Below are 13,461 nucleotides of genomic sequence, written 5' to 3' on the forward strand. Positions count from 1 at the left end.
AGCGGCCTGGACGGCCTAACGGCTTCATCTATGACAACGACCAAGGCTCCTCCCCTCGGTCACAGGATCAGGCCCTCCGGCTTGCGACGGACGTGGAGCCGGTAGCCGACCGGAAAGCTCAACCCGCTCACAGAAGCGATCGCCCTTTCGGCCACCTGCGCGGAGAACTCGATGCGCAACACGGCTTCGAGGTCCTCGCGCTTCTCGAAACGCCATTCCGCGGTGACCCGCCGCAGCGAGAACCCGTTGTCCGCGAAGAACTTCTCGACCACGGCCGGGTCGTAGCGCGGTTCGTCGGCGCGCAGCCACGGTCCGTACGGATCGGCCGAACCGTCCAGATCCACGATCGCCAACGCGCCGCCGGGCCGCAGCACCCGGTCCGCCTCGCGCAGGCCCGGTTCGCAGCCAGGTCCGAAGAAGTAGGCCGTGCGGGCGTGCACGAGATCCGCGGAGGCGTCGTCCAGAGGCAAGCCTTGTGCGGGACCGGAAATGACGCGGGCGTTCGGCAGTGAGGCGACGCGGTGCTTGGCGCGCACGACCAACGGTGGGTGTGGCTCGACGCCCGTGACGGACTTCGCCTCCTGCGCGAAGAGCGGCAGGTGGAAGCCGTCCCCGCAGCCCACGTCTACGACGTCCTTGCCACCAAACGGACATTCTTCGCTTAACGACGACCAAATCGCGCCGTGGACGTCCTGCGCGCGGTTCTCGACCTCGTACACGTCGGGCCAGTGCCAGATGTTCGGACTGGGCACGACGTCTGCCGGACGCACCGCGTTCAACGCCGCCCGCACGAATCCCCTCACGAAGCCACTGTAGGACGTCCATTTGCCTGTGACCGTACGAATTCGTCCAATCACGGCGTAGCGTGTCAGCATCTCTTTCCCTGCAGGAGGCGGCAGTGTCGATCGCGCCCAACACGCCCCAGCTCGCGCCGTTGCTGTCCGGAAGTCCGTGCTGGGTCGAACGAACCGTCGACGACCTCAAGGGCGCGATCGAGTTCTACACCGGCCTGTTCGGCTGGCACTACGCCGACGACGACGGCTACACGGTGGCGATGGTGGACGGCGTCCCCGTCGCCGGATTACCCCAGGGTGATCCAGATGCCTGGCGGTTATACCTGGTCACGCCACATGCGCGCGCTACCGCGGAGAAGGCTTTCCACCTCGGCGGGTCGGTGCTGCGCAACCCCGAGGACGGCTCGGACCACACGCAGAGCACGGTGATCGCGGACCCGACCGGCGCCGTCGTCGGGTTCCGGCACGTGCCACCGGACTGGCGGTTCGGCACGGGCGGGCACGGCGCCTACGCGTGGGCCGAGCTGAACACCCGTGATGGAGCGGCGGCCGACGAGTTCTTCGGCGAGCTGTGCCACTACGACATCACGCAGATCGGCGACGGGCACCGGCTGGACTACGCGTCCTGGTCCGTCGAGGGCACCGAGGTCATCGGCCGGCAGAAGATGGGGCGCGAGTTCCCGTACGGAGAGCGCTCCCACTGGATGGTCTACTTCAACGCCGCGCCCGAGATCGGCACCGACTCGGTGGCGTACCGGGTGCTGGAGCTGGGCGGCCGGGTCACCGTCGAGCCCTACGACACCCCGTTCGGACGCATCACCGTGGTCGAGGACCACGCGGGAATGGCGTTCTCGGTGATCGACCAGTCCCGCGTGATCGAGGCCGAACCGCTCGCCGCGGTGGACGACCCGTTCGACGACTAGCGGCGGCTACTGCACGAAGAGGTGCAGCAGGAGCCACGAGGCGACGGCGGACGGGAGGAGCGAGTCCATCCGGTCCATCAGGCCGCCGTGGCCGGGCAGCAGCGTGCCCATGTCCTTGATGCCGAGGTCGCGCTTGATCAGCGACTCGACCAGGTCGCCCGCGGTGGCCGTGACGACGAGCACGGCACCGAACAGCGCGCCCTGCCACCACTGGCCGTCGAGCAGCATCGTCACCGTGAGCGCGCCGCCGACCGCGCCCGCGGTCAGCGAACCGGCGAAGCCCTCCCAGGACTTCTTCGGGCTGATCGTCGGCGCCATCGGGTGCTTGCCGAGGAAGACACCGGCCGCATAACCGCCGACGTCCGACAGCACGACGCCGATGATGAACGCGAACGCACGGCCCGCGCCGTCGTCGGGAACCACGAGCATGGCCGCGAACGCCGCGAACAACGGGATGTACGCGATGGTGAACACCGAGGCGCTCAGATCGCGCCGGTAGCCGTCGGAACCGCCGCGGAACCGCCAGATCATGCACACCAGCACGGTGACCACGAACGCGGTCATCATGCCGGAGCGCTCGAGCGGCCACGACAGCCAGATGATCGCCTGGCCGCCGATCAACGCCGGCCACAGGGCGACGTTGATGCCGGCCTTCTTGAAGGCGTTCGCGATCTCCCACGTCGACACCGCCGCGGCGGCCGCGACGATGGCGATGAACGTCTCTTTGACGGTCAGCAGCGACACGATGATCATGGCGCCGAGGCCGGCGCCGACCAGGATCGCCGCGCGCAGGTCACGTCCCGCGCGCGACGGCTTCGACGTGGGGACGTCCGCGGGACCGCCTGCCACCTGTGCTCCCATCAAGACCTCCGCCCGGCCTGGGCAATCACGCCTGCGGCGACTCGGCCGGGCGAACCATCAGTGGAACATCAGACTTCGAGGAGTTCGGCTTCCTTGTGCTTCACGAGCTCTTCGACCTGCGCCACGTAGCGGTGGGTCAGAGCCTCGAGCTCCTTCTCACCACGTGCGCCGTCGTCCTCGCCGACCTCGCCGTCCTTGACGAGCTTGTCGATCTCTTCCTTCGCCTTGCGACGAACGCCGCGCAGGGAGACCTTCGCGTCCTCGCCCTTGGACTTCGCGACCTTCACCATGTCCCGGCGGCGTTCCTCGGAGAGCTGCGGGATCACGATGCGGATGATCGCACCGTCGTTGCTCGGGTTGACGCCCAGGTCGGAGTCCCGGATCGCCTTCTCGATGGCGTTCAGCTGGCCCGCGTCGTACGGCTTCACGACCGCCATGCGCGCCTCGGGGACCGTGATGCTGGCCATCTGGTTCAGCGGCGTCATGGAGCCGTAGTAGTCGATGTGGATGCGGTTGAACATCGAGGGAGTCGCACGACCGGTTCGGACGGAGGAGAGGTTCTCCTTCGCGACCGAAACCGCCTTTTCCATCTTCTCCTCGGCGTCGAGGAGGGTCTCGTCGATCACGACTGCTCCTTGCTCTGCGTGTTCGTGCCCAATTCCCGGTCCTGGAGAGATCCCACCAGGTCTAGAAGGCCGGGCGGCCACCGGGGGTGCTGACCAGAGTTCCGATCTTCTCACCACGCACCGCGCGTGCGATGTTCCCCTCGGTGAGGAGGTTGAAGACGAGGATCGGCATGTTGTTGTCCATGCAGAGGCTGAAGGCCGTGGCGTCGGCGACGTTGAGGCCGCGCTCCAGCACCTCGCGATGGGTGATGTTGTCGAACATCAGCGCGTCCGGGTCGATCTTGGGGTCGGCCGTGTAGACGCCGTCGACGGCCTTGGCCATCAGGACGATCTCGCAGCCGATCTCCAGCGCGCGCTGGGCGGCCGTGGTGTCGGTGGAGAAGTACGGCAGGCCGGCGCCACCGCCGAAGATCACGACGCGCTTCTTCTCGAGGTGGCGCATCGCGCGGCGCGGGATGTAGGACTCGGCGACCTGCGTCATCTGGATGGAGGTCTGCACGCGCGTGTCGATGCCGTGTTCGCGCTCGAGGAAGTCCTGCAGCGCCAGGCAGTTCATGACCGTGCCGAGCATGCCCATGTAGTCGGCGCGCGACCGGTCCATGCCGCGTTGCTGGAGCTCGGACCCCCGGAAGAAGTTGCCACCACCGATCACCACGGCCACCTGCACGCCGGACTGGTGGATGGCCGCGATCTGCCGGGCGACTGTCTGGACGACGTCGGGATCAACACCGACGCCACCACCGCCGAACATCTCGCCACCGAGCTTGAGCATCACCCGGCTGTAGCCGTGGCTACCTTCTTCGCTCACAGGTCCTCTCCTTTGGGCCCCGGGAAACTTCTGTAGACACGCCAAGGGCGGGGTCGCTGGTACCCGCAACCCCGCCCTCGCGCGAATCAGCTCTGGCCGACCTCGAACCGAGCGAAACGGGTAACCGTCACGCCGGCCTCGTCCAGGAGAGCCTTGACCGTCTTCTTGCTGTCCGTCACGGAAGCCTGCTCGGTGAGCACGACGTCCTTGAAGAAGCCGTTCACGCGACCCTCGACGATCTTGGGGAGCGCGCCCTCGGGCTTGCCCTCCTCGCGAGCGGTCTCCTCGGCGATGCGACGCTCGTTGGCGACGAGCTCCTCGGGGACCTCGTCACGCGTGACGAACTTCGGGCGCATCGCGGCGATCTGCATCGCGGCACCCTTGGCGACATCGGCGTTGTCGCCGGTGTACTCGACCAGGACGCCCACGGCGGGCGGCAGGTCGGCAGCGCGCTTGTGCAGGTAGACCGAGACGGTGCCGTCGAAGTCGACGGCCTTGGCCAGCTCGAGCTTCTCGCCGATCTTGGCGGAGAACTCCTGGACCAGCGCGTCCACGGTCTTGCCGTCGACCTCGACGGCCTTGAGGGCCTCGACGTCGGCGACCTTGTTCGCCTTGGCGAGCGCGACGATGTCGTCGGCCAGGGCGATGAAGTCGGCGTTCTTGGCCACGAAGTCGGTCTCGCAGCGCAGCTCGATCATCGCGCCGTCCTTGACGGCGACGAGGCCGTTGGACGTGGTGCGCTCAGCGCGCTTGCCGACGTCCTTGGCGCCCTTGATGCGCAGGATCTCGACGGCCTTGTCGAAGTCGCCGTCCGCCTCGTCCAGCGCCTTCTTGCAGTCCATCATGCCGGCGGCGGTCAGCTCGCGGAGCTTCTTGACGTCCGCGGTGGTGTAGTTCGCCATCGTTTTCCTTCTGCGATGTACGCGCTTAGGTCACGAGGTGCCCGCTTGTGTGCGGGCACCTCGTGGGGAAATCAGGACTGGACGGGCTGCTCGGCCGGAGCCTCGGCCGGGGCCTCGGTCGCGACGGCGGCGTTGGTGGTGAGGAGCTCCTGCTCCCACTCCGCCAGCGGCTCGTCGGCGGCCTCGGGCTTGTCCTGGCCGTCAGCGGCGTCGCGACGACCACCGGAGCGCTGCATGAGACCGGCGGCGGCGGCCTCGGCCACGACCTTGGTCAGCAGGGCCGCGGAACGGATCGCGTCGTCGTTGCCCGGAATCGGGTAGTCGACCTCGTCCGGGTCGCAGTTCGTGTCGAGAATCGCCACGATCGGGATGTTCAGCTTGCGAGCCTCACCGACCGCGATGTGCTCCTTCTTGGTGTCCACGATCCACACGGCGCTGGGCACCTTGGACATGTCGCGGATACCGCCGAGCGTGCGCTCCAGCTTGTCCTTCTCGCGGTTCATCATCAGGATTTCCTTCTTGGTGAAACCCTGGAAACCGCCGGTCTGCTCCATCGACTCGAGCTCCTTGAGGCGCTGAAGCCTCTTGTGGACCGTCGAGAAGTTGGTGAGCATGCCGCCCAGCCAGCGCTGGTTCACGTAGGGCATGCCGACGCGGAGCGCCTCGTTGGCGATGGCCTCCTGCGCCTGCTTCTTCGTGCCGATGAACAGGATCGACCCGCCGTGCGCGACCGTCTCCTTGACGAACTCGAAAGCCCGGTCGATGTAGGTCAGCGTCTGCTGCAGGTCGATGATGTAGATGCCGTTGCGCTCGGTGAAGATGTAACGCTTCATCTTCGGGTTCCAGCGCCGGGTCTGATGCCCGAAGTGCACGCCGCTGTCAAGCAGCTGCCTCATGGTTACGACGGCCATGGCCGGTTCGCACCTCATCTGTCGGACGCGCGAGGTCTCGCCTTTGCGCGTCGGTTCGGTTGTCGCTTCCGGCCGGTAGGCCTTCAGCCCTGGTGCCATTGCCGCCGTCCGCACCCGCGGAGCATCTCTGCACCGTCAGGACCGTCGAACGTCGTGACTCGACTCTGCTGGGATCAGCCAGGTCGGATCTGCGTTGGCACGCGAAGTCGTCTCGCACACAGACGGGACGCGCCCAAAAGTCTACTCCCCATCCCCGACAAACTTCGAATCGCCCCCACCTCGCAGGGCGTAGTTGTCCACAACCGGCGAGTAATCCACAGATTCCCAATAGCCGCTGGTCGCCGAGGTGCCCTTGGCCGACCGTTGACCCATGCCCCTCCTCCCCGCCGCACTGCTGTTCACCACCCTCCTGAGCCCGCCGGCCGACCGCTTCTCATGGCCCCTGCCCCCACCGCACCCGGTGGTGCGAGCCTTCGAGGCCCCCGCCTCCGCGTTCGGCCCCGGTCACCGAGGCGTCGACCTGTCCTCACCGGCCGGCACCCCGGTCCTCGCCGCGGGCGACGCCACCGTCGTCTTCGCAGGCGCGGTGGCCGCCAGGACCCTGGTGTCGCTGCAGCACCGCAACGGCCTGCGCACCACCTACGAACCGATCGCGCCTGCCGTCACCGCGGGCCGCCCTATCCGCCGGGGAGAGGTGATCGGCCACCTGCAGGCGGGCCACTGCCCCGCCCCGTGCCTGCACTGGGGCGCCCGCCGAGGCCACGCCTACCTGGACCCGCTCCGCCTGGTCAGCTCAGGCCGCGTGCGCCTGCTGCCGCTGGCGGCCCCCACCTGACCCGTCCAGCCCCGCGCCGCGCATCACCCCGCGCGGCGCTCCACACGGGCGCATCCCCGCCGTTCCCCAGGCGGCTGGACAGCGGCGCACCCCGACACCCGCCGCAGCGCCCGTCAGGCGCCGGGAGGCGGCCGCCCGCTCACTCAGGCCGTCTCCCGGCCGCCGACATCCGGCTGCGCGACCCGCGCAGTCCGCACTCCCCGCCCCCAGGTCACCCGCCCGCCGGCACGACGCAGCGATCGCCACGACATCAACCCAGTGCACGTCCGAAGGCGCCGCCTGTCCGGCGCACTGCGCTACCGGGTCCGAGTGACTCCAGCCGCCCAACTGGCGGCGCGTGTGTCCGTCGGCTGCCCGATTGCCGACGCGACCGTTCCGCTGCCCGGTGGTTGCGGACCGGCTGCTCAGGAACTGCTCAACCCCGGGGCACAGGCGGTCGTCGACCTGACGAGGGCGACGCAGCCGGGCTTCGCTTCACCGTTGCGCTCGATGGGCCGGCGCGGTGTGCGCCCGACTCGCGGTTCGGATGGTCGGCGCGATGCCCGAGTGGGCACGGGGCGTACTTGGAGCAGGCCCAAGCGCCACCCGTTCGAGTGAATTAGGCCTGGCGGCAGGCAGAAAGGAGGTTCGAAGCGGCTTTGTGAGGGTCTCGAAGCTTCCCGGTACGGGCGTTCGGCAGCCCGGCGGTCGCCAGGCTGCTGGGTGATCGAGGTGCGGTCAGGCCTCGGACTGCTCGTTGAGCTTCGTGCGCAGGCGCAGGACTGCGCGGGTGTGCAGCTGGCAGACCCTGGACTCGGTCACGCCGAGGACCTTGCCGATCTCGGCGAGGGTCAGGTTCTCGAAGTAGTAGAGGGTCACGACCACGCGGTCGCGTTCTGCCAGCTGGGCGATCGCGTCGGCCAGCTGACGGCGGCTGTCCTGGTCGACGAGGCTCGCCACCGGGTCTTCGGCGGCGTCGTCGGGCAGCGACTCCGCCAGGGAGGAGCCGCCCTTGTTCGGGGCGATCAGCTCGTCGAGGGCGACGACGCTGGTGAGCTGCAGCTGGCCGTAGAGCTCGCGGAGTTCGGCCAGGCCGATCTTGAGCTCTGCGGCGAGCTCGCGGTCGGTGGGCGTGCGCTGCAGCTTCGCGCCGAGGCGCTCCAGGGCTCGTTCGACGTCGCGCGCCCGGCTGCGGACCGAGCGCGGCACCCAGTCCTGCGAGCGCAGGTCGTCGAGGATCGCGCCGCGGATGCGCTGCATGGCGTAGGTCTCGAACTTGAGGCCGCGTTCCGGCTCGAACTTCTCGATCGCGTCGACCAGGCCGAAGATGCCGGACTGGATCAGGTCGGCCACGTCCACGTGCGCGGGCAGGCCGGTGCCGACGCGGCCTGCGACGTACTTGACCAGCGGCGCGTAGTGCAGCACCAGGCGGTCGCGCTGGCTCTGGTCGCGGGACTCGCCGTAGCTGCGCCACAGGGCGACGATGCCGGCTTCGACGTCGTCACCGGACCGCACGTCCGCGCGCGTCACCGCAGTCGGAACGGCCGCGGGCGTGCCGTTGACATGCGTGTCGGCACCGGGCTCGGGGGTCGCCTCGGTGCGTGGCGCGCCGTTCTGACGGTGCCCGTTGCTCGCCTGCTTCGACGCTGGTGCGGGCAGGGCGGGTTCAGGGGGCACGGTCGCCGTACGCGATCCTCCCCCTGCGGCGTCAGGAACGGGGGTGGGTTCGGTCATGGATCGCCTTCAGCCGTTCGACAGTGACGTGTGTGTAAAGCTGAGTCGTTGCGAGCGTAGCGTGACCAAGCAGTTCTTGGACGGTGCGCAGGTCCGCTCCTCCTTCCAGCAAATGGGTCGCAGCGGAGTGGCGCAACCCGTGCGGCCCGATGTCCGGTGCATCCGGTACCACGGCGACGACCTCGTGCACCAGGGTTCGAACAGCCCGCTGGTTCAGCCTGCCGCCGCGAGCGCCGAGGAACAAGGCCGGCGGCGAATCCGGTGCTACCAGGGCGTTTCGGCCCTCGTCCACCCATCGCCGCACCGCGCGCTCGGCAGGCACGCCGAACGGCGTGCTGCGCTCGCGACCACCTTTGCCCAGAACTCGAATCACCCTTAGGGAGTAGTCCACGTCGTCGAGGTCAAGACCACAGAGTTCGGCCACGCGGATACCTGTGGCGTACAGCAACTCCACCACGGCCTGATCACGCAGCGCAACCGGATCGCCTTGGGACGCGCCAGAGGATACGGCCCTCATCGCGTCCTTCGCCTGGTCTTCGCGCAGCACCGACGGCAGCGTCCGGTGCGGCCGCGGAGCGGCGAGCCGAGGCCCCGGATCCGACGCCACATGCCCTGCTCGGTGCGCCCACGCGGTGAACGTGCGCGAAGCAGCCGCGCGCCGCGCGAGTGTCGTGCGACTCGCCCCCGCAGTGTGTTGTGCGGCAAGCCACGACCGCAAATTCGCCAGGTCGATGCGCCCCAGATCTGCGTTTTCCGGGATATTCCCAGCGACGTGGCCGAGCAACGCCACCGCATCACCGACGTAGGCGCGCACCGTGTGCGGCGACAGGTCACGCTCCAACATCAGGTGCCGTTCGTACTGCCGCAACACGGCTTCCACGTTCGCCGGCAGTTTTTCGCGCAGGCGAACGAGATCGACACGACGTGTCCGACCATGCGGCGGCGGGGACATAGGCCAAGACGCTGCGCCAGTCGGGGCGTTTGGTCAAGTATCGCCACACCCCCGCGCCATTTGGGAGCGCTCTCATGATCGGGATGACGATAACGTTTCAACTCCCTGTGACGAGCAGGGGTTCGGCGGCACTTGCAGATCACCTTTCGGAGTAGCGACAGCCGCCGGCGCCACCACCCGAACAGCCGAGGGAATCGCTCGCCGCACAGCACGCAAGATCGCACCCGAGCAGTTGCTGCCGTCCGGCAGCAGCGCTATTCCGGCCTCACAGAAGCCCCATACAGGCCAAACGCCGCCCGCGCGCACTCCGACGACACTCCCGCCGAGCCGCCGAAATCTCTTTCAACCGAGGCGAAACCGCAGGTCAGCCGCAGCTGACTATCCACAATGGACGAAAGTCACCTCATCTCCAGCTTCTGCCAGCCCTGGTCCACCTGCATTGCGAGCCCGGCGAGTTCCAGTTCTGGCAACAACGCCCGGACCCGGTCCAACGGCACCCCGGACTCGACCGACACGGCCTCGTCGCTGACGCCGTTGCGCTTCCCGAGGGCCTCGTACACCCTCATCGCCTCTCCCTGGGGTGCCCCGAGGTCGCTCTCCTTCTCGGCAGGCCGGGTGGCGAGGTCATCGCCGAACCGCCCCACCGACTCGACGATCTCGGCCACCGAACTCACCGACTCGGCCTGCCCTTCCCGCAACAATTCATGGCAGCCGACCGAGCTCACCGACGTCACGGGCCCCGGCACCACCATCAACGGCCGACCCAGCGCGAGCGTGATCGCGGCCGTGTTCTTGGCGCCACTACGCCGCCCGGCCTCCACGACGACGGTGCCGCCTCCCAACGCGGCGATGAGCCGGTTGCGAGTGAGGAACCGATGCCGCGCGGGCGTCACGCCGGGCGGGTACTCGCTGACGATCAGCCCTTCCCGCGCGACCCTGCCGAGCAGTCCCTGGTGGCCGCCGGGATAGGCGATGTCCGCACCGCACGCCAGCACCGCGATGGTCACCCCGCCGGCCCCGAGTGCACCGCGATGAGCAGCGCCGTCGATCCCGTATGCGGCCCCGGAGACGACGGTCAGCCCCGCCGACGCCAACCCGAAGGCGAACTCGCCGGCAACGTGCTCGCCGTACCCGCTGGCAGCCCGTGACCCGACCACGGCAACGGCCTTGTCCACCACGTCGGCCAGGACGTGCGGCCCCCGCACCCACAGCGCGAGCGGCTCACCGCCACACCGCCGAGCGGCAACGTTCTCGAGTGCGAGGAACGGCCACCGCGGCCACTCCTCGTCCTCGGGAATGACCAGCCGCCCACCACGCCGCGCGATGAGGTCGAGGTCTGCGCGGGCGTGCTCCTCGGCCCGCCGCGCCGACGTCTGGCTGGTCACCGACGGCGAAACTCCGCCGGCCCTCACCCGGTCCGCGGCCTCGATCGGCCCGACGTCGGCGACCAGGGACGCCAGCGCCGCCGGATAGGGCTCCGCGACGCGCGACAGATAGGCCCTGGCCAGGCGAACGGCATCGGTGGCCGGGGCGGTCGGCGCTGTGCTCACCGGAACCACCACCAGGACAGCCAGCGCCGCCAGGGTTCAGCGCGCCACGGATTCGGCGGGCTGAACCCTGACGTGCGCCTCCTGACCGTGCACCGCAACTGCAGCAGTGCGGGCATCGCGGCCGCCGCGGCGGTGATCGAGGTTGTGGCGGGAATGAGGCTTGGAGTCATGGTCGGGCTTCCTTCCGGGGAGTTCGTGAGGTTCGACCGGGATGAGAAGGGACGAGCAGGTGAGCGGGTCGCCCGCTGGGGAAGGGCGAGCGACCCGCTCGGACCGGACACGAGCCGAGGCTCGGAGCTCGTGCCCGGTGGGTTCGGGCGCCTGGGTTGGGACAGGCGCCCGAACGCTTCGGGTGGGGTGGTGCCGGGCGCGGAGCGGGAGTGGGGCTCCGCGCCCGGCGGCTCGGGGCAGACCGGGTTCACCAAGGGGTTGGCCTGGGACGGAGAGGGGGGGCGGCAGGTCAGGCGGGCGGGCGCTCTCAGGGGACGAGCGCCCGCCCGGCTGGGCCGGACGCGGAGTCGGGGCGTTGAAGCTCTGCGACCGGCGGCTTGGGGCGGGCCATGAAGATCCGCTTCTCGTGGGCAGGCTGTGGTGTGCTGGAGGCGAGGATCGCTGCGGAAGGGAACCGGCCTCCGCTGGTGGGTGGCGCTAGGGCGTGTCCCGTGAGCCTCGTCCGCGACAGTCGCGCGGACTTACGGGACACGCCTTAGGGGGCTCTGCGTTCTCGGAAGTGGAGAGCGGCGGCTACGTGGTCTGCGGTTGGGCGGTCGGCTTCTGCCAGGTCGGCCAAGGTCCAGGCGACTCGTAGGCAACGGTCGGCTCCTCGGCCCGTCAGGGCTCCTAGGGCCAGGGCTCGGTCCAGCAGGGCCGTTGTCTGCCTTGGGAGGGCGAACTCTCGCCGTAGGGCTGGGCCTGGCACCAGGGCGTTCGCCAGCCAGGTGTGGCCGTGCGCGAACCAGCGGGTGGCGGCTCTTGTCCTGGCTTTCAGGACTCTGGCTCTTACCACCGCCGTTGGTTCCGGTGGGGCGGCGTCTGCGTTCGCCATGGCCGTTGTCGCCCTCATGCGCACCCTCAGGTCCACGCGGTCGAGCAGTGGGCCGGAGAGGCGGGACTGGTAGCGGCGGCGGACTGTGGAGGTGCAGATGCAGTCCGTTTCCTTCGGCGGGGCGCAGGGGCACGGGTTGGTGGCGAGGATCAGCTGGAAGCGGGCCGGGTAGCGGGCTATGCCGTCTCGGCGCGGGATGCGGACCTCGCCCTCCTCCAGGGCCGTGCGGAGGGTGTCGATGGTCTTCTGGCCGAACTCGCAGGCCTCGTCCAGGAAGAGGACGCCCTTGTGGGCGCGCGAGGCGGCGCCTGGCTTCGCCATGCCGCTGCCCCCGCCGATCAGGGCCGCCATCGACGTCGTGTGGTGGACGTTGACGAACGGCGGGCTGGCCACCAGCGGGTAGTCGGAGGACAGGACGCCCGCTACCGAGTGGACGGCTGTCACGGCCAGCGAGTCTTGGCGTGTCAGCGGTGGGAGGAGGCCGGGGAGGCGTTCTGCCAGCATCGTCTTGCCGGTGCCCGGCGGGCCCGTCAGGAGGAGGTGGTGGGCACCTGCCGCGGCCACCTCTAGTGCCCAGCGGGCCTCTGGCTGGCCCACTACGTCGGCCAGGTCCGGTGCGGCAGGGAGCGGTGGGTCGGCCGGCTGCGGTGGCGGGTGCAGCGCCACGGGCTCGCCGCGGAGCCATGCCAGGACTTCGGCGAGGGTCTGGGCGCCGTGGAGGTCGATGCCGTCGACCAGGGACGCCTCCGCCAGGACCTCCACCGGGACGATCGCTGTCGTGAGGCCGGCGCGACGGGCTGCGAGTAGCGCGGGCACGGCCGTCCAAGGCGAGTTCGCCCAGCAGGACGGTGGTGGCCAGGCGCTCGCACGGGACTGAGCCCGCGGCGGCGAGGGTGGCGCAGGCGATGGCGAGGTCGTAGCTGCTGCCGCCCTTGGGCAGGTTCGCCGGGGACAGGCCCAGGACGATGCGCTGCTTCGGCCACTCCTCCTCGCTGTTGCGGACGGCGGCCTTCACCCGCTCCTTCGACTCGTGCAAGGACGCGTCGGGCAGCCCGAGCAGGTGGGTGCGGGGCTGGCCCACGCCCACGTCGGCCTCGATCTCGACCGCGATGCCGTCGACGCCGTAGAGCGCGACGGACCAGGCCTGCGCCAAGCCCATCTCAGGCTCCCCGCAGGTGCTGCAGGCGTGCTTCGCCGGACGGAGGCCAGGTGACCGAGATCAGGTCGACGCGGACGTTGCACCAGCCGACGCCGTGCGACGCGAGCCAGCGCAGCGCCGTGCGACGCAGGCGGGAGAGCTTGTGTTGGTCGACGGCCTCGTCCGGGCGGCCCCAGGCCGGGCCGGACCTCGTCTTGACCTCGCAGACGACCAGGCGGTCGCCCTCCACGGCCACGACGTCGAGCTCGCCGTCGCGGCAGGTCCAGTTCCGCGACAGGACGACCAGGCCCTGCCCCTCCAGGTACCTGCACGCCAGGTCTTCGCCCTGGCGCCCCATCTCCTGCTGCCTGGTCTCGACCAGTGCCTGTGCCACCACTGCCCT

Annotated in this window: 12 protein-coding genes and 1 pseudogene; 2 read left to right on the plus strand and 11 right to left on the minus strand. The window is 69.4% G+C overall.

What is annotated here, in order from left to right:
- Positions 1 to 59 precede the first annotated feature (59 nt).
- Positions 60 to 803 carry a class I SAM-dependent methyltransferase gene (locus DFR72_RS06115; RefSeq protein ID WP_245982578.1) on the minus strand — a complete coding sequence of 248 codons (744 nt, stop codon included), beginning with the start codon at positions 801 to 803 and terminating at the stop codon, positions 60 to 62.
- 95 nt (positions 804 to 898) lie between these two features.
- On the opposite strand from DFR72_RS06115, the gene DFR72_RS06120 reads away from it, so the two are divergent.
- On the plus strand, positions 899 to 1,717 hold the full coding sequence (locus tag DFR72_RS06120) for a VOC family protein (RefSeq protein WP_090066384.1): 819 nt from the start codon (positions 899 to 901) through the stop codon (positions 1,715 to 1,717).
- 6 nt (positions 1,718 to 1,723) lie between these two features.
- Here DFR72_RS06120 and DFR72_RS06125 read toward each other — a convergent pair whose 3' ends face one another.
- The 5 genes from DFR72_RS06125 to rpsB form a co-directional block, all read right to left on the minus strand.
- Positions 1,724 to 2,578, minus strand: coding sequence for a phosphatidate cytidylyltransferase (locus DFR72_RS06125; RefSeq protein WP_090066385.1), 855 nt, complete (start codon positions 2,576 to 2,578; stop codon positions 1,724 to 1,726).
- Between the two features lie 68 nt (positions 2,579 to 2,646).
- Positions 2,647 to 3,204 (minus strand): ribosome recycling factor, encoded by a 558-nt coding sequence (gene frr, locus DFR72_RS06130; RefSeq protein WP_090066386.1) that lies wholly within the window; start codon positions 3,202 to 3,204, stop codon positions 2,647 to 2,649.
- A gap of 61 nt (positions 3,205 to 3,265) precedes the next feature.
- Complete coding sequence (gene pyrH, locus DFR72_RS06135; protein WP_307790168.1) at positions 3,266 to 3,976, minus strand: UMP kinase; 711 nt, start codon at positions 3,974 to 3,976, stop codon at positions 3,266 to 3,268.
- A 122-nt stretch (positions 3,977 to 4,098) separates the two neighbouring features.
- Positions 4,099 to 4,914 (minus strand): translation elongation factor Ts, encoded by an 816-nt coding sequence (tsf, locus tag DFR72_RS06140; RefSeq protein WP_090066388.1) that lies wholly within the window; start codon positions 4,912 to 4,914, stop codon positions 4,099 to 4,101.
- A 71-nt stretch (positions 4,915 to 4,985) separates the two neighbouring features.
- The gene (rpsB, locus tag DFR72_RS06145) at positions 4,986 to 5,825 is read right to left on the minus strand and encodes a 30S ribosomal protein S2 (protein ID WP_090066389.1); all 840 of its coding nucleotides are present in this window, start codon (positions 5,823 to 5,825) and stop codon (positions 4,986 to 4,988) included.
- 370 nt (positions 5,826 to 6,195) lie between these two features.
- On the opposite strand from rpsB, the gene DFR72_RS06150 reads away from it, so the two are divergent.
- On the plus strand, positions 6,196 to 6,660 hold the full coding sequence (locus DFR72_RS06150; RefSeq protein ID WP_090066390.1) for a M23 family metallopeptidase: 465 nt from the start codon (positions 6,196 to 6,198) through the stop codon (positions 6,658 to 6,660).
- Between the two features lie 717 nt (positions 6,661 to 7,377).
- On the opposite strand, the gene DFR72_RS06155 is transcribed toward DFR72_RS06150, so the two are convergent.
- The 5 genes and pseudogenes from DFR72_RS06155 to DFR72_RS06180 all read right to left on the minus strand — a co-directional run bounded on the left by DFR72_RS06155 (position 7,378) and on the right by DFR72_RS06180 (position 13,452).
- Complete coding sequence (locus DFR72_RS06155) at positions 7,378 to 8,373, minus strand: FliA/WhiG family RNA polymerase sigma factor (RefSeq protein ID WP_090066391.1); 996 nt, start codon at positions 8,371 to 8,373, stop codon at positions 7,378 to 7,380.
- Entirely contained in the window at positions 8,348 to 9,325 is a 978-nt protein-coding gene (locus DFR72_RS06160; RefSeq protein ID WP_090066392.1) for a tyrosine recombinase XerC, read from the minus strand. Before DFR72_RS06160 ends, DFR72_RS06155 begins: the two co-directional genes overlap by 26 nt.
- A gap of 398 nt (positions 9,326 to 9,723) precedes the next feature.
- Entirely contained in the window at positions 9,724 to 10,875 is a 1,152-nt protein-coding gene (gene dprA / locus DFR72_RS06165) for a DNA-processing protein DprA (protein ID WP_090066753.1), read from the minus strand.
- 706 nt (positions 10,876 to 11,581) lie between these two features.
- Positions 11,582 to 13,079: pseudogene (locus tag DFR72_RS06175) on the minus strand (YifB family Mg chelatase-like AAA ATPase).
- A 1-nt stretch (position 13,080) separates the two neighbouring features.
- Positions 13,081 to 13,452, minus strand: a complete 372-nt coding sequence (locus DFR72_RS06180) for a YraN family protein (protein WP_281273309.1) — start codon at positions 13,450 to 13,452, stop codon at positions 13,081 to 13,083.
- Positions 13,453 to 13,461 lie beyond the last annotated feature (9 nt).

The organism is Lentzea flaviverrucosa, from assembly GCF_003350445.1.
GTDB lineage: Bacteria > Actinomycetota > Actinomycetes > Mycobacteriales > Pseudonocardiaceae > Lentzea > Lentzea californiensis.